27 protein-coding genes are annotated in these 23,125 nt (G+C 62.2%); 17 read left to right on the forward strand and 10 right to left on the reverse strand.

Translation table 11 applies throughout. The features are described from left to right. The first annotated feature begins 108 nt into the window (after positions 1-108). Complete coding sequence (locus tag CFI11_RS01845; RefSeq protein WP_130402501.1) at positions 109-1,284, forward strand: LLM class flavin-dependent oxidoreductase; 1,176 nt, start codon at positions 109-111, stop codon at positions 1,282-1,284. Here CFI11_RS01845 and CFI11_RS01850 read toward each other — a convergent pair. Both CFI11_RS01850 and CFI11_RS01855 read right to left on the reverse strand, forming a co-directional pair. Beyond that, on the reverse strand, positions 1,281-1,763 hold the full coding sequence (locus tag CFI11_RS01850) for a hypothetical protein (RefSeq protein ID WP_130402503.1): 483 nt from the start codon (positions 1,761-1,763) through the stop codon (positions 1,281-1,283). The genes CFI11_RS01845 and CFI11_RS01850 overlap by 4 nt on opposite strands. A 266-nt stretch (positions 1,764-2,029) precedes the next feature. Continuing rightward, entirely contained in the window at positions 2,030-2,611 is a 582-nt protein-coding gene (locus tag CFI11_RS01855) for an FMN-dependent NADH-azoreductase (RefSeq protein WP_130402505.1), read from the reverse strand. Between the two features lie 116 nt (positions 2,612-2,727). Between CFI11_RS01855 and CFI11_RS01860 the strand changes: the two genes are divergently transcribed. From CFI11_RS01860 to CFI11_RS01870, 3 genes are all read left to right on the forward strand, one after another. After that, positions 2,728-3,606 (forward strand): LysR family transcriptional regulator, encoded by an 879-nt coding sequence (locus tag CFI11_RS01860; protein WP_130402507.1) that lies wholly within the window; start codon positions 2,728-2,730, stop codon positions 3,604-3,606. Continuing rightward, entirely contained in the window at positions 3,603-4,484 is an 882-nt protein-coding gene (locus CFI11_RS01865; RefSeq protein ID WP_130402509.1) for a DMT family transporter, read from the forward strand. Before CFI11_RS01860 ends, CFI11_RS01865 begins: the two co-directional genes overlap by 4 nt. A gap of 62 nt (positions 4,485-4,546) precedes the next feature. After that, on the forward strand, positions 4,547-5,044 hold the full coding sequence (locus CFI11_RS01870; protein WP_130402511.1) for a ClbS/DfsB family four-helix bundle protein: 498 nt from the start codon (positions 4,547-4,549) through the stop codon (positions 5,042-5,044). A gap of 120 nt (positions 5,045-5,164) precedes the next feature. Here CFI11_RS01870 and CFI11_RS01875 read toward each other — a convergent pair whose 3' ends face one another. Together CFI11_RS01875 and CFI11_RS01880 are read right to left on the reverse strand one after the other, a co-directional pair. Then, entirely contained in the window at positions 5,165-5,488 is a 324-nt protein-coding gene (locus CFI11_RS01875) for a metalloregulator ArsR/SmtB family transcription factor (RefSeq protein WP_130402513.1), read from the reverse strand. 31 nt (positions 5,489-5,519) lie between these two features. Beyond that, positions 5,520-5,750: a hypothetical protein gene (locus CFI11_RS01880; RefSeq protein ID WP_130402515.1), complete on the reverse strand. Its 231-nt coding sequence runs from the start codon at positions 5,748-5,750 to the stop codon at positions 5,520-5,522. 106 nt (positions 5,751-5,856) lie between these two features. Here CFI11_RS01880 and CFI11_RS01885 point away from each other — a divergent pair, with 106 nt between their 5' ends. The 7 genes from CFI11_RS01885 to CFI11_RS01915 all read left to right on the forward strand — a co-directional run bounded on the left by CFI11_RS01885 (position 5,857) and on the right by CFI11_RS01915 (position 10,533). Then, positions 5,857-6,741: a LysR substrate-binding domain-containing protein gene (locus tag CFI11_RS01885; protein WP_130402517.1), complete on the forward strand. Its 885-nt coding sequence runs from the start codon at positions 5,857-5,859 to the stop codon at positions 6,739-6,741. Between the two features lie 201 nt (positions 6,742-6,942). Continuing rightward, complete coding sequence (locus CFI11_RS01890) at positions 6,943-7,299, forward strand: AtpZ/AtpI family protein (protein WP_130402519.1); 357 nt, start codon at positions 6,943-6,945, stop codon at positions 7,297-7,299. Between the two features lie 3 nt (positions 7,300-7,302). Next, positions 7,303-8,061 carry a F0F1 ATP synthase subunit A gene (locus CFI11_RS01895; protein WP_130402521.1) on the forward strand — a complete coding sequence of 253 codons (759 nt, stop codon included), beginning with the start codon at positions 7,303-7,305 and terminating at the stop codon, positions 8,059-8,061. A gap of 67 nt (positions 8,062-8,128) precedes the next feature. Then, complete coding sequence (locus CFI11_RS01900; RefSeq protein WP_130402523.1) at positions 8,129-8,365, forward strand: F0F1 ATP synthase subunit C; 237 nt, start codon at positions 8,129-8,131, stop codon at positions 8,363-8,365. Positions 8,366-8,454: 89 nt separating this feature from the next. Next, positions 8,455-8,985 carry a F0F1 ATP synthase subunit B' gene (locus CFI11_RS01905; protein WP_130402525.1) on the forward strand — a complete coding sequence of 177 codons (531 nt, stop codon included), beginning with the start codon at positions 8,455-8,457 and terminating at the stop codon, positions 8,983-8,985. A gap of 4 nt (positions 8,986-8,989) precedes the next feature. Continuing rightward, a complete protein-coding gene (locus tag CFI11_RS01910) occupies positions 8,990-9,550 on the forward strand; it encodes a F0F1 ATP synthase subunit B (protein ID WP_130402527.1) in 561 nt (186 codons plus the stop codon). A gap of 167 nt (positions 9,551-9,717) precedes the next feature. Then, positions 9,718-10,533, forward strand: a complete 816-nt coding sequence (locus tag CFI11_RS01915; RefSeq protein WP_371687462.1) for a phosphate ABC transporter ATP-binding protein — start codon at positions 9,718-9,720, stop codon at positions 10,531-10,533. Here the strand turns inward: CFI11_RS01915 and CFI11_RS01920 are convergent, their stop codons facing one another. Next, on the reverse strand, positions 10,534-11,301 hold the full coding sequence (locus CFI11_RS01920; RefSeq protein WP_130402529.1) for a FadR/GntR family transcriptional regulator: 768 nt from the start codon (positions 11,299-11,301) through the stop codon (positions 10,534-10,536). Positions 11,302-11,392: 91 nt separating this feature from the next. Between CFI11_RS01920 and CFI11_RS01925 the strand changes: the two genes are divergently transcribed. The 3 genes from CFI11_RS01925 to CFI11_RS01935 all read left to right on the forward strand — a co-directional run bounded on the left by CFI11_RS01925 (position 11,393) and on the right by CFI11_RS01935 (position 15,828). Beyond that, a complete protein-coding gene (locus CFI11_RS01925; RefSeq protein WP_130402531.1) occupies positions 11,393-11,794 on the forward strand; it encodes a hypothetical protein in 402 nt (133 codons plus the stop codon). A 117-nt stretch (positions 11,795-11,911) separates the two neighbouring features. Beyond that, a complete protein-coding gene (locus tag CFI11_RS01930; protein WP_130402533.1) occupies positions 11,912-15,367 on the forward strand; it encodes a chromosome segregation SMC family protein in 3,456 nt (1,151 codons plus the stop codon). A gap of 104 nt (positions 15,368-15,471) precedes the next feature. Further along, positions 15,472-15,828 (forward strand): hypothetical protein, encoded by a 357-nt coding sequence (locus CFI11_RS01935; RefSeq protein WP_130402535.1) that lies wholly within the window; start codon positions 15,472-15,474, stop codon positions 15,826-15,828. Positions 15,829-15,834: 6 nt separating this feature from the next. Here CFI11_RS01935 and CFI11_RS01940 read toward each other — a convergent pair whose 3' ends face one another. The 3 genes from CFI11_RS01940 to CFI11_RS01950 are packed head-to-tail and all read right to left on the reverse strand — an operon-like array spanning position 15,835 to position 18,910. Further along, the gene (locus tag CFI11_RS01940; protein WP_130402537.1) at positions 15,835-17,004 is read right to left on the reverse strand and encodes a lytic murein transglycosylase; all 1,170 of its coding nucleotides are present in this window, start codon (positions 17,002-17,004) and stop codon (positions 15,835-15,837) included. A gap of 50 nt (positions 17,005-17,054) precedes the next feature. Continuing rightward, positions 17,055-17,963 (reverse strand): adenosylcobinamide-phosphate synthase CbiB, encoded by a 909-nt coding sequence (gene cbiB / locus CFI11_RS01945; RefSeq protein WP_130402539.1) that lies wholly within the window; start codon positions 17,961-17,963, stop codon positions 17,055-17,057. After that, positions 17,960-18,910, reverse strand: coding sequence for a threonine-phosphate decarboxylase (locus CFI11_RS01950; protein WP_130402541.1), 951 nt, complete (start codon positions 18,908-18,910; stop codon positions 17,960-17,962). Before CFI11_RS01950 ends, cbiB begins: the two co-directional genes overlap by 4 nt. 174 nt (positions 18,911-19,084) lie before the next feature. Between CFI11_RS01950 and CFI11_RS01955 the strand changes: the two genes are divergently transcribed. Further along, the gene (locus CFI11_RS01955; protein ID WP_130409901.1) at positions 19,085-19,447 is read left to right on the forward strand and encodes a response regulator transcription factor; all 363 of its coding nucleotides are present in this window, start codon (positions 19,085-19,087) and stop codon (positions 19,445-19,447) included. On the opposite strand, the gene CFI11_RS01960 is transcribed toward CFI11_RS01955, so the two are convergent. Then, positions 19,429-20,418, reverse strand: coding sequence for a glutathione S-transferase family protein (locus tag CFI11_RS01960; protein ID WP_130402543.1), 990 nt, complete (start codon positions 20,416-20,418; stop codon positions 19,429-19,431). The two genes, CFI11_RS01955 and CFI11_RS01960, sit on opposite strands and share 19 nt — an antisense overlap. Before the next feature lie 213 nt (positions 20,419-20,631). Here CFI11_RS01960 and CFI11_RS01965 point away from each other — a divergent pair, with 213 nt between their 5' ends. Beyond that, a complete protein-coding gene (locus CFI11_RS01965; protein ID WP_130402545.1) occupies positions 20,632-20,985 on the forward strand; it encodes a hypothetical protein in 354 nt (117 codons plus the stop codon). A 339-nt stretch (positions 20,986-21,324) separates the two neighbouring features. Beyond that, a complete protein-coding gene (locus CFI11_RS01970) occupies positions 21,325-21,741 on the forward strand; it encodes a VOC family protein (RefSeq protein WP_130402547.1) in 417 nt (138 codons plus the stop codon). 150 nt (positions 21,742-21,891) lie between these two features. On the opposite strand, the gene CFI11_RS01975 is transcribed toward CFI11_RS01970, so the two are convergent. Then, positions 21,892-23,061 carry a MalY/PatB family protein gene (locus tag CFI11_RS01975; protein WP_130402549.1) on the reverse strand — a complete coding sequence of 390 codons (1,170 nt, stop codon included), beginning with the start codon at positions 23,059-23,061 and terminating at the stop codon, positions 21,892-21,894. Positions 23,062-23,125 lie beyond the last annotated feature (64 nt).

Raw genomic sequence — 23,125 nt, forward strand, 5'->3', positions numbered from 1 at the left:
TGCGTCAACTTTTGTTTGCGGGAATCGCCCAGACCGCCTTTGCTGGCGTGACATGCGTGGCCGGGTTTCGGCCCGTTCGCTCATGATCATCAAGGGAGGACGAAGACCATGCAGAACAGATTGCGTTTCGGTATTTTCCTGGCGCCGTTTCACAAGCCCGGCATTAACCCGACGCTTGCATTGCACAATGACCTCGAGCTGATCGAGCATCTCGACCGCTGCGGGTACGATGAGGCCTGGATCGGGGAACATCACTCCGCCGGATCCGAGATCATCGCAAGCCCCGAGATTTTCATGGCCACCGCGGCAGAGCGGACGCGCAACATCAAGCTGGGGACCGGTGTCGTCTCGCTCAGCTACCACAATCCGCTCTGGGTCGCCGAACGCATTGTTCTGCTGGATCACCTGACCCGCGGGCGCGTCATGCTCGGCGTGGGTCCGGGTGCCCTGCCCACGGACGCAAAGATGATCGGGATCGATCCGGGTCAGACGCGCGGGCTGCTCGAAGACAGCCTGGGCGTGATCATGCAGCTTCTGACGAGTGACGAGCCGGTGACGTTCAAGAACGACCGCTGGGATCTGCGTGATGCACGGCTGCACCTGAAACCCTATTCCAACCCACTCTTTGACGTGGTCACGGCGGCGGTGGCTTCACCGGCTGGGCCGCGTCTCGGCGGTCGGCACGGCACGGGCTTGCTGTCCATCGGTGCCACTTCGGCTGCGGGTTTCGACGCGCTGGCGCTGCATTGGGACGTGATGGAAGCAGAGGCCAAAGCCCACGGCAAAACCGTGGATCGCAACAAGTGGCGGCTGGTGGGCATGGTCCATATCGCCGACACGATGGAACAGGCCTACAAGGATGTCGAATACGGGATGGAGCAGTGGTTCCACTATTTCCAGGCTGTCGCGGCCTTTCCGCAAATGGAAGTTCCGGGCAATAACGTGAAGGAGATGATCGAATTCGTGAACGAAAGCGGTTTCGGCGCGATTGGGACGCCTGACATGGCGATTGCCCAGATCGATCGTCTGATGAAGCAGTCAAATGGCGGTTTCGGGGCGTATCTGATGCTTGCCCACAACTGGGCTGACCCGGTCGCGACCCACAAATCCTATGAGCTGATCGCGCGCCATGTCATGCCGCACTTCCAGGGCCATCACCTGCCCACGATGGACAGCGCGGCACGGGCAGAGAAACTGCGCCCCGAACTTGCCGAGAAGCATGCCAAGGCTGTTGAAGACATGCAGCAACGCTATGAAGCGGAGGTTGCAGGTCGGGTGCATTAGCCTCTGACGGCGTCCAACCATTCGTTCGCGCGCTGAAGATCGCTCAGCGAGGCTTCGGCGAGATCAAAGCCGCGGGTCAGCAGATGCTGGCCCGCGCTCATCCCGCGCCCCACCTCAAGGCGTGCGCGGTAAGCCGGGTTCCCTTGCGATGTAAAGCTGCGTTCGATGCCGATCTGGTCGATGTCGGACAAATCATAGTTGATGCTGCGATAGCCGAACGGGGTCTTCCTGCGATGTTCCGCGAGGCCGGTCGAGGTATCGAGGATGAGTTGGCTCCGTTCCGGAAGGAAAAGGGTCACAACAAAGGCCGCGACGCTGGCAAGGCCGACGATCAGCAAGGCGCGCAGCTCAAAGCCTTGCGTGGTCATCAACATCAGCAGCCAGAAGAACAGCAATGTGACGATGCCGGCGGGGAGCACATATGCAAAATTCCGGTGCTCCAGGATCAGTTGATCCGGCGTGTCACGGGTGATCTTCATCTGGCCTGGTCAATGTCACGGCAATTGTTCACTCTCACCAAGATACGCCCTCGTAAGCTGTCTTCAACGGAGAGCGGCAAAAATGGAAATTGCCCGACGGGCCAGTTTGCTCGTCACTCAAAGATCTATGGACCGCCTCCTGCCACTCGCAGATCGAAAACGGAACAGATCAAGGTCAGCCGCCGCGCGGCCTGCGACCGGATCCATCCGGTCGCGCATCCTTGCGGGCCGATCACAGGGATCGGCCCGGTGCGGTCTGAAGGACCTCAGGCGGCCAGCTTGTCAAGCGCATCTTGCGCGGTCGCCAATGCCGCGTCCGGGTCGACCATCATGCGATCCGCCGAGATGATTTCCACATCGGTGATGCCAATGAAGCCCATGATGTGCCGCAAGTAGTCCGAGGCGAAATCCGCCTCCGATCCCACTTCCGTTCCGCCAGAGGCGATGGCGATGATGGCTCGTTTTCCGCTCAGCAATCCCTCGGGCCCGTTCTCGGAATAGCGAAAGGTTTTACCGGCGCGTGCGACCAGGTCGATCCAGGCCTTCAGGCTGGCCGGGACGGCAAAGTTGTAGATCGGCGCACCGATCACGATCGTATCTGCGGCCAGAACCTCTTCCACGATCTGATCGGACAGGGCCAGCAGATCACGCTGAACCGCATCGCGCTGATCTTCTGGTGTGAAATTGGCGGCAATCCATGCGTCCGTTACGAACGGCAAATGGTCGTTGAGGTCGCGCCGCATTACCTGCGTCGCATTCAGCTTCGCCACGATTTTGGCTGACAGGTCGCGTGAAACCGATCCGGCCTCGCGGGCCGAACTGTCGATGTGAAGAACGTGTTGGGTCATGTCCAAGGCTCCTGCTGGTGTGTATGGTCTTAGAATTGGCCCTTGCAAAAACGAACGCAACGTACGATTAGAAACAGCCAATGTGAGTAAATGCACAATAAGGCTTGGAGTGTTTGATGGATAACTGGGATGAAGTCCGCACAGCCTATCAGGTTGCCCGCATGGGAACGGTCAGTGGCGCCGCCGAGGTTCTGGGCGTGCACCATGCAACCGTCATCCGTCATATCGATGTGATCGAGGCCCGATTGGGCGTGAAACTCTTTCAACGCCATGCCCGTGGATACACGCCAACCGAAGCGGGCGAGGATCTGATGCGCGTCGCCCAGACGACCGAGGATCAGCTCAATCAGCTCTCCGGCCGGATCAAGGGGCAGGGGGACGATGTTACCGGCGAACTGGTGGTCACCTCGCTGGTCTCGCTGGCACCGATGCTCGTACCCACCCTCAGCGCGTTCCAGGCCGAGAATGAAGGGCTGATCGTCCGATATCTGACCGGAGAGCGGCTCTTTCGCCTGGAATATGGCGAGGCGCATGTCGCGATCCGTGCCGGGACCGCGCCGGATCAGCCTGACAATGTGGTTCAGCCGCTTCTGCGGCAGCGCATGGCGCTTTATGCCAGCCCCGACTATATCGCCCGGTTCGGCAAGCCCGCCAATCCGTCGGAGTTTGCCAAGCACCGCTTTGTCAGTTCCGACAATGAAACCAGTCGCGCCCCTTTCAACCGCTGGCTGCGGGCCCATGTTCCGGCGGAGGCCGTTACCTTCCGCAGCTCCGACATCCGCGCGATGGAAGAGGCGGTGGCCGCCGGGGCCGGCATCGGCTTTGTCGCTGTTTGCGACGCGGCGCGCCGGTCGGATCTGGTGGAAGTTCATCCGCCCATGGATGATTGGTCCGCGCCGCTCTGGCTGGTTACCCATGTCGATCTTCACCGGACAGCCAAGGTGCAGAGTTTCCTGAAATTTCTCAAGGCAGCCGCCAAGGATTGGGGTGCATGACCCCACAATTGCAGGGCCACGCGGCCATGCTGCTCTTTTCGGCACTGGTCGCGGGGTCCTTCTCGCTGGGCGCCTTGGCCGCGAACGAAATCGCGCCCACCGCGCTGAATGCCGCGCGTTTCGGCATCGCGGCCCTGGTGATCGGCGTGGCCGCCCTTGCAACGTCCGGCCTGCGCGCTCAGCATTTCGTCGCGCCCTGGCGCTACCTTGTTCTGGGCGGTCTCTTCGCGACCTATTTCGTGTTGATGTTCGAGGGGCTGAAAACGGCGGCCCCGGTCAGTGCCGCGGCTGTCTTCACGCTGACGCCGGTCATGGCAGCGGGGTTCGGCTGGCTTTTGCTGCGCCAGATCACAACGCCGCGTATGGCGCTGGCGCTGACCATCGGGGCGGTCGGCGCGCTTTGGGTCATTTTTCGCGCAGATCTCGCCGCGCTTGCCGCGTTTCAGATCGGGGGTGGGGAAGTCATCTATTTCTGGGGATGCATGGCGCATGCGGTCTATACGCCCATGGTGCGCAAGCTGAACCGCGGTGAGCCTGCGGTGGTCTTCACCTTCGGAATGCTTCTGGCGGGCGGCGCGGTCTTGACCCTGTGGGGGTGGGGCGACATCCGCGCCACCGATTGGGCGGGTTTGCCTGGCATCGTTTGGATCACGCTTGCCTACATCGCGATCTTCGCCAGTGCAGCGACGTTTGTTTTGCTGCAATTCGCCACGCTGCGTCTGCCATCAGCCAAGGTCATGGCGTATACCTACCTGACACCGTCCTGGGTCATTTTGTGGGAAATCGCGCTGGGCAATGGTGTCCCACGTGGCCTCATTCTTGGCGGTGTCGGCCTGACGGTGATCGCGCTTGGCCTGCTGTTACGCGATGAAAGCTGATTGATGCGGATCAAGGCTTGGTTGGTCGGGCCAAGGCATTCTGGCGGGCAGAGGAGGACCAGATGCCCGCTGCCACCACCAAGGCCGAACTGCATGCCGTGACTGCAAAGGAATACGGCAAATTGCGCAAGCTCATAGATCCGCTGCCGGAGACGCTGGCCCTGCACAAATTCGGCGACGATGTTTCGATCAAGGACGTGGTCGCCCACCGCGCCCACTGGACCCGTATGTTCTTTGGCTGGGTGGATGATGGTGCCGCCGCACGTGAGGTGCACCTGCCAGCCAAAGGGTACAAGTGGAACCAGCTCAAGGATTACAATGCAAAACTGCGCGCCGATCAGGCGGATATGACCTGGGAAGAAGCCAAGTCAGAGTTGGAAGCGACGCACAAAACCCTGCTGGAGCGGATCGACACCATGACCGAGGCTGAGCTTTATGGCGGCCCGATGCCGGGGCAGTCCAAATGGACCACCGGCCGCTTCGCCGAGGCGTCCGGCGCAAGTCACTACCGCTCTGCCGCGAAATTCGTGCGGAACGCGTTGAAGGAAGCAAAAGCGTAGACCGGGCCGCGCAGGGGCTCACCCATCATGATCGGGCGGGTGTTCGCAGACCCATGTCCGACCATGGCCAACGCAAAGAGTGCCGCAAAGGGGCGTGGCGCCCGACGGGCAGCTTCGCGCTTAGCTGCCCAATTCGCTCTGCAGGAAGCGTTCGAACGCGTCAAGGTTCACCGGTTCGAACTGACCAAAGCCCTGCATCCAGACGCTGGCCTCTTTCAGCGCGTCAGGTTCCAGCTTGCACCACTTCACCCGCCCGCGCTTCTCCTGACTGATCAGGCCCGCCGCCGTGAGTACGCCCAGATGCTTTGAGATCGCGGCCAGTGACATCTCAAAAGGTTCGGCCACATCGGTCACCGCCATATCGTCCTCCAGCAGCATCGACAGGATCTGCCGCCGGGTCGGGTCGGCCAGGGCGGCGAAAACAGTGTCGAGCGGATGTGCCATCCCGACCTCATACGCCCCGCCGGGGCAGGCGTCAAAGCATAGGGTGGCGCGTGGTCTGGGATGGAAGCTGCAGGCGCATCCGTTCGCGCTCGGACTCGGAGAGGCCGATATCATCGGCCAGATGATCTGGAAGACCGGCCTTGGGGTCGGGCGACAGCGCTGTCCTGACCCTGTTGCGTGTCCGAAGGGGCCAGGGAATATGTCTGCGCAGGGCACAGATTATGCGGGCGTGCAAATGCACGTTGAGCCGGTCACTCTGCATGACATGTCTCTCTTTCAGGAAGTCTGAGGCCAATATCGGACCTCTGGGCCGATCTGACAAACATCGTTGCTTGACATGACTTGTGCCAAAACTGCACACATCTTTCATGCACCGCAACCTTCCCCCGTTGAACGCGCTGCGCGCCTTCGAGGCGGCGGGCCGGCATGAAAGTTTCAGTCGCGCGGCGGAGGAATTGGGCGTCAGTCATTCCGCCATTTCCCGCCATGTCCGCGGGCTGGAAGACCGCCTGGGCGCACAGCTTTTCCGTGACGCCGCGCGCGGTGTCATGCTGACACGGGATGGACGGGCCTATCTCGACCGGGTGACGCCCGCGCTCGACGTGATCGGAGAGGCGACGGACAGCGTCGCCGAAACGCCCTCGGGTCGGCTCACCGTTAGCTCCGAGCCGCTCTTCGCGGCCAAAGCGGTGATCCCGCGCCTGCCTGATTTCTACGAGACCTTCCCGGAAGTCGAATTGCGGCTCGACGCGTCTCATGCCCTCGCTGATCTTGAGCGCTATGAGGCGGACATTGCTATCCGCTTTGCCCATAGCGGTGTGCTGGATGTACCGTCAGATGTGCTGAGCACCGCCCCGCTCTACCCGTTCTCCGCGCCGGGCCTGTTACCGGACAATCGCATCACGCCAGAAGCGGTGCGCACCCATCGCCTTTACAAGGATCGCGGCAATCCGGTCTGGGAAACCTGGTGCGCGGCGGCGGGATTCCCGGACGGCCTCGTCCCCGACAGCCGCTGGCGCATGATGTCACAATACGCGCTAGAGGCGACACTCCATGGGCTGGGCCTCTATCTGGGTGCCTTCGACGCTGTCGAATATGAGGTGCGCTCCGGGCGGCTTGTTCAAGTGTCGGAGATCGGCATTCGGGATGGGGCGTATCACCTGCTTTGCAGCCAGCAGGGGATGCGGCGCAAGGCCGTGCGGCAGTTCCGAACCTGGCTGCTGGAGCAGACGCAGCATCTGCGTGCGGGGTGAAAATCAACCTTTCGGTTGAATATGCGAAACCGCCGAGGTTGGCGCTAACGCAGGCTGCGACTCAAAATCCCATATCCTTCTTCTGGGCGGAAATACCCAATATAACATAGGGTTATCCCATATCTGACGGCTTGGATCAGGCGATTGACTCATGCCGCTCCGCAGCATAGCAAAGCGTCAAGTCATCCAAGGAGGGGTGGTGTGCCAGATCCGGACAAAGAGCAGCAACTCAGGCAGCTTGAAGACCGGATCGCAGCGGCCAAAGCGGCCCAGGCGCCCAAGCCCCGTGCGGATGAACACTACTCCCAGGCTCAGCTTGCTTGGCGGATGGTGATCGAACTCGTGGCCGGTCTGGGGATCGGTTTCGGCATGGGGTATGGGCTCGACAGCCTGTTCGGAACAACTCCGATCTTCCTCGTGATCTTTACGTTCCTGGGCCTCGCGGCCGGCATTCAGACGATGATGCGCAGCGCGAGGGAGGTTCAGGAGAAAGCCGAAGCCAAAGAGGCCGAGGCAGAGACAGGGTCCGACAGGGCCGAGACGGACGACAGGAGCTGAGACGTGGCAAGCGAAGCAACGGCAGAAGGTGGCAGCAGCCTCGAGTTTCATCCGATGGACCAGTTCATCGTCAAACCGCTCTTCGGCGGGGATGCGGTGTCTTGGTACACGCCGACAAACGTAACGCTGTGGCTGGCTCTTGCCGTCCTGGCCGTGTTCGCTTTGCTGGTGCTGGGATCGTCCAAACGCGCGATCGTGCCGTCCCGTGGCCAATCGGTGGCTGAGCTTGCCTATGGCTTTATCTACAAGATGGTCGAGGACGTCACCGGCAAGGACGGGATCAAGTATTTCCCTTATATCATGACGCTCTTCATGTTCATCGTCTGCGCCAACTTCCTTGGCCTCATCCCGATGAGCTTTACGACCACCTCTCACATCGCTGTGACCGCCGTGATGGGTTTTGGCGTCTTCATCGCGGTCACCGTTCTGGGTTTCGTGAAAAACGGCGCATCTTTCCTCAGCCTCTTCTGGGTGTCGAGCGCCCCTCTGCCGCTTCGCCCCGTTCTGGCTTTGATCGAGCTGATCTCCTATTTCGTTCGCCCCGTCAGCCATTCCATTCGTCTGGCCGGCAACATGATGGCGGGCCATGCGGTTCTGAAAGTGTTTGCCGGGTTTGCCCAGGTCACTGCGGTGGCGCCGATTGCCATCTTCGGCGTCATGGCGATCTACGGTCTCGAAGTGCTGGTGTCCTTCATTCAGGCTTACGTTTTCACGATCCTGACCTGCGTATACCTCAAGGACGCGCTGCATCCGCATCATTGATGTAAGGCGGGGTTCACCCCGCCTTACCGCACAGAAATCACCTCATTCCATCGTAAGGAGAAAAGACATGGAAGGCGATATCGCACAAATGGGTCAATTCATCGGCGCAGGCCTGGCCGCTATCGGTTCCGGCGCCGCTGCTATCGGTGTGGGCCACGTGGCCGGCAACTTCCTGGCCGGTGCCCTGCGCAACCCGTCCGCGGCTGCATCGCAGACCGCAACGCTCTTCATCGGCATCGCGTTTGCAGAAGCCCTGGGGATCTTCGCGTTCCTCGTGTCGCTGCTGCTGATGTTTGCCGTCTGATCCTTTAAGGGTACACATCCTTACGGTCGGGCGGGTGCTGTGACGCAGCGCCTGCCCGATGTAACGGCAGGTTCCTGAAGGAGACGGATATGGCAACCGAAACACCTGGTGCAGCCGACGCCGCGGCCAGCCCCAGCATGCCGCAGCTGGACTTTTCCACATTCGGAAACCAGATCTTCTGGTTGGTTCTGGCGCTGCTGGCGATCTATTTCATTTTGTCCCGCGTCGCCCTGCCGCGGATCGGTGCTATTCTGACCGAACGTCAGAACACGATCACGAATGACATCGCCAAGGCCGAAGAGCTGAAGGCCGAAGCTGTCGCCGCCGAAGAGGCCTATAACAAGGCCCTTGCCGACGCGCGCGCCGAAGCACAGCGCATCGTGGCCGAGACGAAGGCAGAAATTCAGGCGGATCTCGACGTGGCGATCCAGAAAGCCGATGCAGAGATTGCCGCGAAAGCTGCGGAATCCGAAAAGGCGATTGCCGAGATCCGCGCCGGCGCTGTCGAAAGCGTCAAAGAAGTGGCGCAGTCAACCGCGGCCGAAGTCGTGTCCGCGATGGGCGCATCGGTCGATCAGGCCGAAATCGACGCGGCAGTTGCCAACCGGATGAAAGGGTAACGACATGCGGACACTTCTCGCCCTCACCCTGACCTTCGGTGCCGCCACGCCCGCGCTGGCTGCGAAAGGGCCGTTCTTCTCGCTCGCCAATACCGATTTTGTCGTCCTGATCTCGTTCATTCTTTTCATCGGCGTCTTGGTTTATTTCAAGGTGCCGGGGCTGGTCTTCGGCATGCTCGACAAGCGCGCCGAGGGGATCCAGTCAGAGCTGGACGAAGCCCGCGCGCTCCGCGAAGAAGCACAAACCCTGCTGGCCTCCTACGAGCGCAAGCAGAAAGAGGTGCAGGTTCAGGCGGATGCTATCGTGAGTGCCGCCAAGGAAGAGGCCACTCTGGCCGCCGAACAGGCCAAAAAGGATCTTGAGGCCTCTATCGCGCGTCGGCTGGCGGCCGCGGAGGATCAGATCGCATCGGCCGAACAGTCTGCGGTCAAGGAAGTGCGGGATCAGGCCATCGCAGTGGCCATCGCCGCGGCACAGGGCGTCATTGCAAAGCAGATGACGGCCCAGACCAGCAACAAGCTGATCGACGATGCAATCGCAGAGGTCGATGCCAAACTTCACTGAGTGAAGCGACACATCAGAACATATGGCCCGGTCTGCTTGTCAGGCCGGGCCCTTTTTGTTCGTGAAGTTTTTGTGAAACCTGTCAAATCCGGGGCCAGATCAAATCTGGACCCTTTGTGCGCATGCAACCCTCCTCCCATATCGAGACCGGGAGAGAGAGGGAGAGTATGTTTGACATGAGATACGCGCCGCACAGCCCCGAAGGAGCGACCCTTCGCAATGCGCCGCCGGTTATGACCATCCGCAATCTGTCGTTGTTCTATGATGAAAAGCAGGCTTTGGATGAGGTCAATTTCGATCTCTATTCCAACGAGATCCTTGCCTTCATCGGTCCGTCGGGCTGCGGCAAGTCCACGGCCCTCAAATGCCTCAACCGGATGCATGACGGCACACGGGGTGTCCGGATCGTCGGGGATGTCTGCATGGACGGCCATGATATCCACGATCCCGCGATTGACCCGCCGGTACATCGCCGCCGCTTCGGATGGGTTGCGCAAAAGCCAAATCCGTTCCCGACAACAATCTGGGAAAATGTCGCTTATGGTGCGCGTATTCACGGCTTGATGCCAAACCGCGCTGCACTGGCCGAGCATGTCGAGCTGTGTCTGCGTCGCGCGCATCTTTGGGAGGAGGTCAAGGACAACCTGCACCGGCAGACCGGCACCGAACTCAGCGGGGGGCAACAGCAGCGGCTTTGCATTGCGCGGGCGCTGGCGACCCAACCGGACGTTCTTTTGATGGATGAGCCGACGGGCTCGGTCGATCCGATTGCGACTGCGCGCATCGAGGATCTGATGCTTGAGCTGCGAGAGGATCACAGCGTCGTCGTCATTACCCATTCCATGATGCAGGCGCGGCGCGTGGCGGATCGCGTGGCCTATTTCCACCTTGGAAAACTGCTGGAAATCGGGCCGACCGAGATGATGTTCACCGCGGCGCGAACGCCAGAGGCCCGCGCGTTTATCGCCGGCAAGTTCGGGTAATCAACTCTCGGTCTCGTGGGCCAGCCGCTTTCGGGCAATGGCTTCGTTCCGGTCCGCCCTTTGCTGATCCGCAAGCGCCTGGCCGACATAGTCCAGATGCGCCTCCACCGCGGCGCGCGCCGCTGCGGGATCTCGCGCCTGAAGCGCGTCGTTGATCGCGCGGTGCTGGTCCAGCAGCGCCTCCCGTGTGGTGCGCTGTTTGAACATGACCTGCCGGTTGTAAAAGACGCCCTCCTGCAGCAGCTCGAACATCGAGCGCATCATGTGCAGCATCACCACGTTATGGCTCGCCTCGATGATCGCGGTGTGAAACTGCGCGTCCAGCCGGGCCTCATCCTCCGGATTCCGCTTGGCATGGGCGGTCTCCATCTTCTCGAACAGCGCCTGAACCACTTTCAGATCGCTGTCCGAACCCAGCCGCGCGGCCCGCTCCGCTGCCAGCCCCTCCATGTCGCGGCGGAAGGAAAGATAGTCAAAGACCGCCTCGTCATGGGTTGCAAAAAGACGTGTCAGCGCCGGGGAAAACGCGGATCCCAGCACATCGGCCACATAGATGCCCGACCCCGCCTTTGAACTCAGCAGACCCTTGCCCTGCAGATCCGCGATCGCATCGCGGAGCGACGGTCTTGAGACGCCCAGACGCTCGGACAATTCCCGCTCCGACGGCAAGCGCTCTCCGGGTCTCAGAATACCCCGCAGGATCAACAGCTCGATCTGCCGGACAACCGAAGTCGACAGCTTTTCAGGTTGGACTTTCTCAAAGGGCATCGGCCTGCTCCGTTTGGTCAAATGATATGACCACATCAGGTCCTCTGCAATGGCAAGACTATCTTAACCAAACTTGCACCAAAGTCGCGGCATGCGTTGGTTCCTGTCCGTCTGCCTCTGCCTGCTCTGCGCCTGCAATGCACCCACCCGCCATTTTCGGGACGTGCCTCTGACCCGCATCGCGGTTGAGGACAGCATATTCGATATCCGCATCAAGGGAGAGTTGGCGGAGGCTGTCCGGATCAACCGGCAATATGCGCCGCGTCTTGGCCCGATCGGCCCGCGCGCGGCCCGTGCCATGGCCCATATCAGCGGGTGCGAGGTTGAGCGTATCCTGGGGGATCAGGCCGTTATTCTTGGCATTCTCGACTGCGACGGAGTGCCGAACACCTATCCTCGCACCTCGGGTCAATACGACTGCATCACCGTGGATCGCTGGACAAATCACGGGCTCGGCATCGAGACGTTGGAATTTGAGTGTTCGCCGTACTAGCCGCAAGATTTTGTGGATAACTTGCCCGGAACGGCAAGATCCTGCGGTGTCCGCGTTGACACAGCGGGTATTCTGCGGCCACGCTGTTGCCTTGACAGGAATCACATCCGGCAGGCCGTGCGCTTTTCGAAACTCAGACTGACAGGCTTCAAAAGCTTCGTTGATCCGACCGATCTGATCATCGCGGACGGGCTGACGGGTGTTGTGGGCCCCAATGGCTGCGGCAAGTCCAACCTTCTGGAAGCCCTGCGCTGGGTGATGGGCGAAAATCGTCCGACCGCCATGCGCGGCGGCGGCATGGAGGATGTGATTTTCGCCGGGGCCGCCACCCGTCCCGCGCGCAACTTTGCCGAGGTCAGTCTGCAGCTCGACAATTCCGAGCGGCTGGCCCCGGCAGGGTTCAACGACAGCGACACGCTCGACATCGTGCGGCGGATCACGCGGGACGTGGGGAGCGCCTACAAGACCAATGGCAAGGACGTGCGCGCGCGGGACGTGCAGATGCTTTTCGCCGATGCGTCCACAGGGGCGCATTCTCCCGCGCTTGTCCGGCAGGGACAGATCGCCGAGCTGATCAATGCCAAACCCAAGAACCGGCGTCGCATTCTCGAAGAGGCTGCCGGGATCAGCGGTCTCTATCAGCGCCGGCACGAGGCAGAATTGAAGTTGAAGGGCGCGGAGACCAATCTGACCCGTGTCGATGACGTGATCGAGCAGCTCGCCGCGCAGCTCGCTCAACTGGCGCGCCAGGCCCGTCAGGCCGCCCGGTATCGTGAAATCGGCGACGCTTTGCGCAAATCAGAAGGAATGTTGCTTTATCGTCGCTGGTCCGAGGCCGATGCCGCGCGGGCGCAGGCTGATGATGCGCTTCGCGCAAGAACGACCGATGCGGCACGGGCCGAAGGCGCGGCAAGGGAGGCCGGAAAGCTTCGGGCCCTGGCCGAAGAGGCTTTGCCGCCGCTGAGGGAAGAAGAAGCGATTGCAGCAGCCGTTTTGCAACGCTTGCAGGTGCAGCGGGACACGCTCAACGATCAGGAGGCCCGCGCGCGCCAGACGATTGAAACGCTCACCTCGCGGATTGCCCAACTGGCCAAGGACATCGACCGGGAAAGCGGGCTGAACCGTGACGCGGGCGAAACCATTGATCGGCTCGAATGGGAAGCGACGGAACTCGCCAAAGCCTCCGAAGGGCATGAAGGCCGTCTCGGCGACGCGGCCGAGGCCGCCCGCGAGGCGGCGGCCACGTTGCAGGATCGCGAGGGGCATTTGGCACAGGTGACCGAAGATGTCGCCCGGCTCGCGGCGCGCCATCAATCCGCGCATCGCTTTTTGGACGACAGTCAAAAGACCCTTTCCAGAGCCGAAGCAGAGGGCGAACGCGCAAGAACGGCCGTGGCGGAGGCGCAGGAGACGGTCACGCGGGCCGCGACTGATTACGAAGCTGCGCGGCAGGCCGAAGCGGATGCCGTGGCCCTTGCCGAACGGGCGGAGGCCGCCCTCAACGCCGCAGAAGCCGCGCGCGCCGAAACACAGAGCCGCGAAGCAGACGCCCGCGCACAACGCTCAGAGGCCGAAGGCGAGCTGGGCGCCCTACGGGCGGAGGTCACCGCACTGGCCAAGCTGGTTCAGCGCGATACCGCGGAGGCGGGCCATGTTCTGGATGCGCTCACTGTGGCTCCGGGATATGAAAAAGCCCTGGGTGCCGCGTTGGCGGATGACCTGCGCGCGCCGGAAGTCGCCTCCGACGGGCCCACGGGCTGGACCCGTCTGCCGCCTTATGACGACGAACCGTCCTTGCCCGCAGGGGCAACTCCGCTCGCCGAATATGTCACCGGTGCTGCGGTTCTGGAACGGCGGGTCGCGCAGATCGGACTTGTCGAGGCGGATGTGGGGCCGCGCCTGCAGCCGCTTTTGCAACCGGGTCAGCGTCTCGTCACGCTGGAGGGCGATTTGTGGCGCTGGGACGGCTACCGCGCATGGGCCGAGGATGCGCCAAGTGCCGCCGCTTTAAGGTTGGAGCAGCTCAACCGGCTTGAGGCGCAAAAGCAGGAGATGGAGCATGTCACGGCCCGCGCCGAAGGCGCGCGTCAGGCGCATGACCTGCTGAACCAAAGGCTTGCGGAACTGACCGAGGCCGACAAGGCCGCCCGTGCCGCGCGCCGCGAAGCGGATCAGAGCGTGGCGGACGCAGCCCGCAAGCTCAGCCGGGCCGAGGCTGAACGCAATCTCGCCGAGGGCAAGCTCGAAACCCTTGGCCTTGCAGTCACCCGCCATCAGGAAGATGCGATGTCCGCGCGCAAACAGGTGAAGGAAGCCGAGGCAGCGGTGGCCGAGCTGGGGGATCTCGAGACCGCCCGCGCTGAAGCCGAGGACATCAAGATCACAGTGGAAGCGGCCCGGATGACGATGATGGCGCGCCGCTCGTCCCATGATGAGTTGCGCCGCGAAGGCGACGCGCGCACGAAGCGATCCCAGGAGGTGGCCAAGGAGATCAGCGGCTGGAAACACCGGTTGCAGACGGCCGAGACGCGCATCGCGGAACTGGCCGAGCGCAAGGATGCTTCGGAGGCGGAGTTGACGGAGGCGACTGCAGCACCCGATGCCATCACCGCTGAACGCGAAGCTTTGGGTCAGGATATGGAGCGCGCGGAAGGCAGACGGCGCGCCGCATCCAACCGTCTGGCCGAGGCTGAAACGGCGCTGCGCAATGCTGTCATGGCCGAACGCGATGCCGAGCGCGCCGCCTCGGACGCGCGAGAGGCCCGCGCCGCCGCCGATGCCAGAGCGGAAGCTGCCCGCGAAAGCGTGGATGCCGCCGCCGAACGGATCGCCGAGGATCAGCAATTGACCCCGAACCAGTTGTTGACCCGCCTCGACGTCCTGCCTGATCAGATGCCTGGGGCCGAGGCATTGGAGGCAGAGGTCAACCGTCTCAAACGCCAGCGCGACGCGCTGGGTGCGGTGAACCTGCGCGCCGAAGAGGACGCCAAGGAGGTGCAGGAGGAGCATGACACGCTCCAGACCGAAAAGACCGACCTTGAAGAGGCGATCAAGGCCCTGCGCAGCGGTATCGCCAGTCTGAACCGCGAGGGCCGGGAAAGGCTGTTGACCGCGTTCGAGCAAGTGAACAACAATTTCTCGATGCTTTTCAAACACCTCTTCGGCGGGGGGGAGGCCAATCTGGTGATGGTCGAAAGCGACGACCCGCTGGATGCGGGGCTTGAGATCATGTGCCAGCCGCCGGGCAAGAAACTCAGCACGCTGAGCCTGCTTTCGGGCGGGGAGCAGACGCTGACGGCGATGGCGCTGATCTTCGCCGTCTTCCTCGCCAACCCCGCGCCGATCTGTGTGCTGGACGAGGTGGACGCGCCCCTGGATGACGCCAATGTCACGCGCTTCTGCGATCTTCTGGACGAGATGTGCCGCCAGACCGACACGCGGTTTCTGATCATCACGCACCACGCGGTGACGATGGCACGGATGGACCGGCTCTTTGGTGTGACCATGGCCGAGCAGGGGGTGTCGCAGCTTGTATCGGTCGATCTGAAGAAGGCGGAGGCTTTGGTGGCGTGAGGCGGTTCGTACGAAATCGCGTACGAACCCTACGCGATTTCGTACAAAACCCGTTTCACCCGAATGTGACACCGCGCGGCCTGCGGGCTCGCTAAGGTGGCCAGATGATCAGATACCTCGTCCCGCTCTTTCTCCTGACCGCTAATGTCGCACTCGCCCAGGACTGGGCTTTGCGCGATACCGATATCGTGCTGACACGAGGAGAGGTGGAGGACCTCACAGCGGGCCAAACGCTGGTCTTTTACGATGACGGGCAATCCAAGTTTTCGGTCGGCGGCGCTTATTCCTACACCTATGCCAATGGCGGCGGCACGGCCTATGGGCAATATGATTTGGCCGAAGATGGCACCGTCTGCATCGCCTACCGCAACGGCTTTTCCCGCTGTGACCGCTATGTCCGGTCAGGCGATCGGGTGGTCATGCTGACGGAAAAGGGCGAACGGTTTCCCATCCGCCCCTGATCACCGCTAAAGCGCGTTCAGCAGCGCGGGCGTAGGCCAGGCATCCGCCGGCAGGCCCAGCCGCTTCTGTTCGGTCTGCACCGCGTTGCGGGTGCGCGCGCCCAGGATGCCGTCGATCTTGCCCACGTCGTGGCCCCGCGCCTGAAGCTTGGTTTGAAGCCGCTTCATCTGGTCACCGCTTAGACCTTTGTCCGGCTGACCCGCGTTGAAGATCGCTGCCCCCTCCAGCCGTGTGGCGAAGTAAGCGGCGGTCATCACATAGACAAAGCTTTGATTCCATTCGAAATAAACGCGGAAATTGGGATAGGCGATAAAGGCCGGCCCGTTGCGCCCCTGCGGCAGCAGGACCGACGCTTGAAGCCCGCCCGACCCCAGTGCCCCCTCGCGCGGGGTCACCCCCATCGCGGCCCAGTCAGAGACGGGACGGATCGTGTTGAGCCCGGTTTGCGACCAGTCGAAGCCTTGCGGCAGCGTGACCTCCTGCAACCAAGGCTCGCCCTTGCGCCAGCCCAGATGCGACAGCATCTTGCCGCCCGACATCAGCGCGTCGGGGGCGGAGGTTTTCAGCCGCACGCGACCGTCGCCGTCGCCATCCACCCCGTTGTCGAGGATATCCTGCGGCAGCATCTGCACCATACCGATCTCACCCGCCCATGCGCCGGTGGTGCGGGCCGGGTCGAAATTGCCGTTCTCGTAAAGCTGCAGCGCGGCAAAGACCTGAGGGCGGAAAAGCTCGGGCCGGCGGCAATCGTGGCTGAGGGTGACGAGGGCGTTCAGCGTGTTGAAATCGCCCTGCACCGCGCCGTAATCCGTCTCAAAGGCCCAGAAGGCAAGCAAAACGCCTGCGGGGACGCCGTATTCCTGTTCGATCCGGTCAAAGACCGACGCGTAGTCACGCGCATTTCGTCGGCCCCGGTCGATGCGGTTCTGAGAGATCAGCCGGCGGGAGAAATCCACGAACGGGATCTGAAAGACGCCCTGAGAGCGGTCGGCACGCAGCACTCCGGGGTCTTGCGCAACACGGGCGAAAAAGAGGTTCACGCTGTCGGGCGCATGCCCGCGCGAGACGGCTTCGGTCTTTAGACCGTCGACAAAGCCGGAAAAGGAGCCGCCACAGGCCGCAAATGTGGAGGAGCCTGTCAGCAGAATGGCCGCGAGGGCCGGAAGAATGCGCATATGTTCAAATACCTGTTCGATCTGTTCGCGCGGCACCCTAGCGGCGCCGGTTAGAGAATGCCAATGACAATCACGAGGACCAGACCAGCCCCCCAAACGCGCCAGAGAAGCTGGATCGCGGCGTCGATCTCATCCGCGCCGATCCCGGTGCGCCCGGTGCCGTTAACCCAATGCAGATCGCGCAACCCGCCATCGTACCAGCGCGGGCCGGCAAGCGCGATGCCGAGGCCGCGCGCCATCGCAGCCTCGGGCCAGCCGGCATTGGGGGAGCGGTGTTGGCGGGCATCGGCAACGATACCCCGCCAACCTTTCCAGCCGCCGGTCACGAACATGAAGAGCAGGGCCGTCAGGCGGGCGGGGATGAGGTTGAGCAGATCGTCGAGCCGGGCCGCGGCCCAGCCGAATTCAGCGTAGCGCGCGGTGCGGTAGCCGATCATGCTGTCTGCGGTGTTCACGGCTTTATAGACGACAAGGCCCGGCAAACCCGCGACGAGAAACCAGAAGGCGGGCGCGATCACCCCGTCGGAGAGATTTTCCGCTGCGCTTTCGATTGCGGCGCGCGCGACGTCAGGTTCGGTCATCTGTGCGGTTTCCCGGCTGACGATCAGAGCGACGCTGGCGCGCCCGGCTTCTACCGATTGACGCAGGCCGCGCGCCACATCCCCGACATGATCCACAAGAGAGCGATGGGCAAGGAGGATGGCGGCGGCAACGACCTCGACCACAAGGCCCAACTGGCCAAGCGCCCAACCGATCAGGGCCGCGCCGCAGACAAGTATGACAACGGCAAGGATACCGTTTCTCTTGCGCGAGGCGCCGGCATTCAAGGCACGGTCCAGCGAGCTTACCGCGCGGCCCATTAGAACGGCGGGATGGGGCACGCGGGACCAAAGCCAGTCGGGCTCTCCCAGAAGGGCGTCAAGCAGCAGCGCCAGCGCCAGCACAAGGGCTGCGGTCATAGCAGGGCAGCCTCCACCCGCGGGAAGGCATCCGGATGGGGCAGGCCCAGCCTGAGCAGGGTCTGGGAATAGGGAAAGATCCGCGACCAGATCTGACGGCGCGCGAGCCTCTCCTGCCAGGCGGCGGCGTCATCGACCTGATATAGACGGAAGAGGGTTGTGCCACCTGCCACCTGCGCACCTTTGGCGGTCATCGCGGTGTCCAGGCGGTTGGCGTCTTGGACCAGACGGGCACGGGTGGAGGCCGCCCAGTCCGGATCCTCCAGAGCGGTGGCGCCGGTGCGCAGGGCGGGGCCGCTGACGGGCCAGGGTCCCAGCATCTCGGCAAGGGCCGCAATGAGGGCGGGCGGTCCGACGGCAAAGCCCAGCCGCAGCCCGGCAAGGCCCCAGAACTTGCCAAAGCTTTTCAGCACGAGATGGTTTTCTGCCGCGGCGATCAGGCTCTTTTCGGGCAAGACGTCGCAAAAGCTCTCGTCGATAATCGTCAGCTCCGGTGCGAGGTCGGCAGGCTGCCACAGACGCCCATCGGGGTTATTGGGGTGGACCAGCACGCGCACAGGGGCCGGCGTGTCATCGACCTGCCAGCCGGCCGCGGTGAACGCGGCTTCATGTTCGTTGTAGGTCGGCGGCGTGATCCGGACATGGCCCGGGGCGCGCAAGGCCGGGATCTTGGCGATCACGGCGGAGAGGCCTGGCGCGGCGAGGATATCGGCTCTGTCCGGGACGCGCCAAAAATGCCGCGCCGCCGATAAAAGGTGCGTTTGGGCGGCCTGGTCGGGCAGGTCGCGCCAATCTCCAGCGGTAAAGGTGGGCAAAGGATAAGGGACGGGATTGATGCCGGTCGAGAGGTCGATCCAATCCCTCCGGGCCCCGCCATAATGCGAAACTGCGGCATCGAGGCCGCCGCCGTGATCCCGGGCCCGGCTTTGTGCGATTATGGGAGCCATTGGCGAAAATATGTGCGCGGGGCCGTTGCCCATAGGCGAATAGACGCCGTCATCTCGTCCCTTTCCCGTATCTTAACGCCTGTTAGGACTCTTTTAAGAGTTTGTTAAGAGATTGACGAGAAAGCGTGGGGGGAGTTGATGCGTTTTGTCTCGCTGATCCCTCTGGATGTCCGTATGAATGTGATGATCGTAGAAAGCCGAGCCGAGTTGGGGGCGCTGTGGATGCGTCACCTGCAGCGGCAGGGCTATGAGGTCACCCTGGTCATGGATCAGGATGCGGCGATTGCGGCCCTCTATCAGACGGATTTCGACGTGATCATCCTGGATCTGGTGTTGGAGAAGGGGAGCGCGTTTGCAGTGGCGGATTTTGCGAGTTACCGCAGGCCGGACGCAAGGGTGATCTTTGTCACCAATACGAGCTTTTTCTCGGACGGGTCGATCTTTGCCCACGCGCCAAACGCCTGCGCCTTCGTTCAGACCGAAACGCCGCCAGAGGATCTGGCGGCGATGATCGAGCATTACGCAGCACCCCGCTGACCGCGCCCATGCGGCGCGCCGTAGTCGAGCACGGGATTGGTGGGGATGATCCGGTGCGGATTGATGCTTTCGTGGCTGTAATGGTAGTGGCGCACGATATGGTCCATGCCCACGGTTTCGGCAACGCCGGGCCATTGGTAAAGCTCCCGCGTGTAGGCCCAGAGGTTGGGGTAGTCGACGATCCGGCGGCGGTTGCATTTGAAATGCAGGTGGTAGACGGGGTCGAAGCGGATCAGCGTGGTGAAGAGGCGCCAGTCGGCCTCGGTCAGACGGTCGCCCATCAGGTAGCGGTTGCGCGACAGACGCTCTTCAATCCAGTCGAGGCTATCGAAGAGGGGGCCGACGGCGGCGTCATAGGCCTCTTGCGTGGTGGCGAACCCGGCCTTGTAGACGCCGTTGTTCACGGTGTCGTAGATGCGGGCATTGACGGGCTCGATGGTGTCGCGCAGGTCGGCGGGCCAGAAATCGGCCGTATTGCCGGTGATCGCATCGAAGGCGGAGTTGAACATCCGGATGATCTCGGAGCTTTCGTTCGAGACAATGGTGTTTTGCTGCTTGTCCCAGAGGATCGGGACGGTGACGCGGCCCGAGATCTTGGGGTCGGCCTTGAGGTAGATATCGCGCGCATAAGGAAGGCCGAAGAGGCGGTCACCGGTGGCGCCATGGTCATCTGTTTCGAAGGTCCAGCCATCCGACAGCATGTCGGGGTGGACAACGGAGATATCGATGTGATCGGTCAGGTCCTTGAGCGCCCGGAAAATCAGCGTGCGGTGGGCCCAGGGACAGGCGAGGCTGACATAGAGGTGGTAGCGACCCGATTCGGCCTTGAACCCGCCGGAGCCCGACGGGCCGGGCGCGCCATCGGCAGTGATCCAGTTGCGGAACTTGGCATCGGAGCGGACGAATGTGCCGCCCGAGGATTTCGTATCATACCATTTGTCGTGCCAGACGCCGTCGATCAGCAGGCCCATCTCTTTTCTCCTCTTCGCGATTGCCCTTTGAATTAGGGCCTGCCGCGGCCCCCGGCTATCGCTGCGGCTGCGCAGTCCCTCTGCATCTACGCACAAGGCGGGCGTCACGTTCCGGCCACGCCTTGCGCGGCGAAACGCTTTGTTAACCAAAGAAGGATTGAAATCGGGCGCAAAGTCGAGAGGGTTGGGGGGGACAATGCAGAGGGCGAAGAGATGAGTACCTATCTTCCCAAAGAGGTGCAGGACGGCCTGCAGGCGGCGCGTCTGGCGGGGTTGAAGAAGACAAGCCGGCTGAGGGTCAGCGCCGGCGATGAGGTCTTTCCGGTGCTTCGTATGTGGGAGACAGGTTTTGCCGTGGAGGCGGCTGAGGTGCCGCGCTTGCGCGGGCTTGTCGATCTTTTTAGCGGTTCGCATCATCTCTATCAGTGCCTGATCGTCGCGGATGAAGAGGAGGCGGGCGAGATGCGGTATGCCTTCAAGCGCAATACGGCACCGCAGCAGAACGCGGCGCTGGATTTCTATCGCGAAGCCGATGCACCCGTCGCGTTGATCGGCAAGGAGAGCTGATGCTAACCGGAAAAGGCGTGCCGCCTTTGCGCGATGCATCGACCCCCACCTGACCTCCCCCTTGTCGAGGGGAGGAAGCCCGTGGCGGGCCGACCCCGTTTCGCTGAGGTGGCGCGGTTTGGAACGCCGCCCATGATCGCCCGAGGCCTCGCACGGCGATGCGCCGCTTCTTTTGGCCATGTGGTTAAATGAACCCCACCCGCATTTAGCCCTGTGGGGTTGGTGTCGGCTTGGGGCGCAAGACAGGGCGCGCCGGTTGTGGAGCGGACTTGCATGTTGGCCTGTTGGGACGCAGTAACCGTGTCAGAAAGACTGGAGCCATAGGAAGGAACACGTCGTATGATTGCCTACGTCACTGTCGGGGCGGATGACATCGCTCTTGCGAAACGGTTCTATTCGGCGATCCTGCCCGCGCTTGGTTACGGGCTGGAAGAGGGGCCCGAGGGCCTGAGCTATGCGCTGCCCGCGCAACCGGGGCAGTCCCCGGTTCTGCCTGAGTTTTACGTGAAGCCGACCTTTGACGGGCGCCCTGCATCGGCCGGGAACGGGTCGATGATCGCGTTCGAGGCGCGCGGGCAAAGTGAGGTTCGCGCCCTTCACGCCGCGGCCCTTGCCGCAGGCGGGACCGATGAGGGTCCGCCGGGTTTTCGAGCGGCCTATGGCCCACACTTCTATGTTGGCTATCTGCGTGACCCTCAAGGCAACAAGATCGCGGTGTTTTCCAGCAATCCGAATGAACCGGGGCGAGACGATTAACGTGGTTTGACCAGGCGTCGAAATCCATCGGCCGCATCAGGCAAAACCGAGACAATGAAGACCTTGCGGACTTTTCCCGCAGGTTACCATTTACGCTTCAACGTCGCTTGACGGGTGACGGCCCAGGCCCGCTGAGCGTCTACATCATGCCTATTGCAGATCGGAGAAGGCGTGGGCCAGTCTGTCGCAAGCCTGTTCCACGAGAGCGCGCGGGGTTGCGATGTTGAAGCGGAGGAAGGTTTCGCCGCCCTTGCCGAAGGTGGGGCCGTGGTTGACGGCGATCCTTGCGTCGTTTTGCACACGGGCGGTGAAATCGCTCATCTCCATCCCGGTGCCTGAAAAGTCGACCCAGGACAGATAAGTGGCCTCCAGCGGCATGGAGGAGAGGCCGGGTATGGCGTTCACGGCCGCGTCAAAGAGTTTGCGATTGCCATCGAGATAGACGACCAGATCATCGACCCATGCGGCACCTTCGGGCGTATAGGCGGCGGTGGCCATGAAGAGGCCGAAGGAGTTGGGCGACATGCCCAGGGCCGCCATGCGCGCGGCGAAGCGGGCGCGCAGGTCGGGATCTTCGATAATGACGTTGCCGGAATGAGAGCCGGCGATGTTGAAGGTTTTGGTTGTGGCGGTCATCATAACCAGCCGGTCCGTGACGCCGTCGATCTGGGCCATGGGAATATGAGCATGGCCGGGAAAAACCAGATCATGATGGATCTCGTCGGAGACCAGAACGAGGTCATGGCGTTTGGCGAAATCCGCGACGGCTTGCAGTTCGGCACGGGTCCAGACGCGACCGCCGGGATTGTGGGGCGAACAGAGGATGGCCATCTTTTCGGAGCCGGTCATCATCGCGTCGTAGGTGTCGAAGTCCATCTCGTAGCGGCCGTCGCGATTGATCATCTCGCATTCGACGACCTGGCGGCCTGCGGCTTTGATGACCTTGGCGAAGGCGTGGTAAACGGGGGTGAAGAGCACGATGCCGTCACCCGGATCGGAGAAGGCGTCGACGCACATCGCGGTGCCGTTGACGAGGCCGTGGGTGGTGAAGACCCAGGAGGGATCGACCTGCCAGCCGTGACGCGTTTCCATCCACCATTGGATCGCGGCCATGTACTTGCTGTCATCACCGAAATAGCCGTAGATGCCGTGGTCGATCAGCCCCTTGAGCGCGTCCTGAATAATCTCGGGCGGGCGGAAATCCATGTCGGCCACCCACATGGCGAGCCCGTCGTCCTGGGGCACGCCGTAAAGCTTTTCCATCATGTCCCATTTCACGCAGTGACTGCCGCGACGTTCGATGATCTCGTCAAAGCTCATGAGAAGGGTCCTTTGCTGCACTTTCGCGCAAGCTAACGTGTTGGGACGGCGGTGCAAGGGGCGT

The sequence above is a fragment of the Thalassococcus sp. S3 genome (genome assembly GCF_004216475.1).
Lineage (GTDB): Bacteria > Pseudomonadota > Alphaproteobacteria > Rhodobacterales > Rhodobacteraceae.

Bases quoted from the DNA above. Each gene is read 5' to 3' on its own strand.
- cbiB (WP_130402539.1), bottom strand. From the start codon at position 17,963: ATGACCGCAGCCCTTGTGCTGGCGCTGGCGCTGCTGCTTGACGCCCTT.
- CFI11_RS01960 (WP_130402543.1), bottom strand. From the start codon at position 20,418: ATGGGCCTGCTGATCGACGGCGTCTGGCACGACAAATGGTATGATACG.
- CFI11_RS01915 (WP_371687462.1), top strand. From the start codon at position 9,718: ATGTTTGACATGAGATACGCGCCGCACAGCCCCGAAGGAGCGACCCTT.
- CFI11_RS01965 (WP_130402545.1), top strand. From the start codon at position 20,632: ATGAGTACCTATCTTCCCAAAGAGGTGCAGGACGGCCTGCAGGCGGCG.
- CFI11_RS01925 (WP_130402531.1), top strand. From the start codon at position 11,393: ATGCGTTGGTTCCTGTCCGTCTGCCTCTGCCTGCTCTGCGCCTGCAAT.
- CFI11_RS01860 (WP_130402507.1), top strand. From the start codon at position 2,728: ATGGATAACTGGGATGAAGTCCGCACAGCCTATCAGGTTGCCCGCATG.
- CFI11_RS01865 (WP_130402509.1), top strand. From the start codon at position 3,603: ATGACCCCACAATTGCAGGGCCACGCGGCCATGCTGCTCTTTTCGGCA.
- CFI11_RS01900 (WP_130402523.1), top strand. From the start codon at position 8,129: ATGGAAGGCGATATCGCACAAATGGGTCAATTCATCGGCGCAGGCCTG.
- CFI11_RS01970 (WP_130402547.1), top strand. From the start codon at position 21,325: ATGATTGCCTACGTCACTGTCGGGGCGGATGACATCGCTCTTGCGAAA.
- CFI11_RS01850 (WP_130402503.1), bottom strand. From the start codon at position 1,763: ATGAAGATCACCCGTGACACGCCGGATCAACTGATCCTGGAGCACCGG.
- CFI11_RS01975 (WP_130402549.1), bottom strand. From the start codon at position 23,061: ATGAGCTTTGACGAGATCATCGAACGTCGCGGCAGTCACTGCGTGAAA.
- CFI11_RS01905 (WP_130402525.1), top strand. From the start codon at position 8,455: ATGGCAACCGAAACACCTGGTGCAGCCGACGCCGCGGCCAGCCCCAGC.
- CFI11_RS01880 (WP_130402515.1), bottom strand. From the start codon at position 5,750: ATGCAGAGTGACCGGCTCAACGTGCATTTGCACGCCCGCATAATCTGT.
- CFI11_RS01870 (WP_130402511.1), top strand. From the start codon at position 4,547: ATGCCCGCTGCCACCACCAAGGCCGAACTGCATGCCGTGACTGCAAAG.
- CFI11_RS01855 (WP_130402505.1), bottom strand. From the start codon at position 2,611: ATGACCCAACACGTTCTTCACATCGACAGTTCGGCCCGCGAGGCCGGA.
- CFI11_RS01910 (WP_130402527.1), top strand. From the start codon at position 8,990: ATGCGGACACTTCTCGCCCTCACCCTGACCTTCGGTGCCGCCACGCCC.
- CFI11_RS01845 (WP_130402501.1), top strand. From the start codon at position 109: ATGCAGAACAGATTGCGTTTCGGTATTTTCCTGGCGCCGTTTCACAAG.
- CFI11_RS01875 (WP_130402513.1), bottom strand. From the start codon at position 5,488: ATGGCACATCCGCTCGACACTGTTTTCGCCGCCCTGGCCGACCCGACC.
- CFI11_RS01935 (WP_130402535.1), top strand. From the start codon at position 15,472: ATGATCAGATACCTCGTCCCGCTCTTTCTCCTGACCGCTAATGTCGCA.
- CFI11_RS01955 (WP_130409901.1), top strand. From the start codon at position 19,085: ATGAATGTGATGATCGTAGAAAGCCGAGCCGAGTTGGGGGCGCTGTGG.
- CFI11_RS01950 (WP_130402541.1), bottom strand. From the start codon at position 18,910: ATGGCTCCCATAATCGCACAAAGCCGGGCCCGGGATCACGGCGGCGGC.
- CFI11_RS01885 (WP_130402517.1), top strand. From the start codon at position 5,857: ATGCACCGCAACCTTCCCCCGTTGAACGCGCTGCGCGCCTTCGAGGCG.
- CFI11_RS01940 (WP_130402537.1), bottom strand. From the start codon at position 17,004: ATGCGCATTCTTCCGGCCCTCGCGGCCATTCTGCTGACAGGCTCCTCC.
- CFI11_RS01920 (WP_130402529.1), bottom strand. From the start codon at position 11,301: ATGCCCTTTGAGAAAGTCCAACCTGAAAAGCTGTCGACTTCGGTTGTC.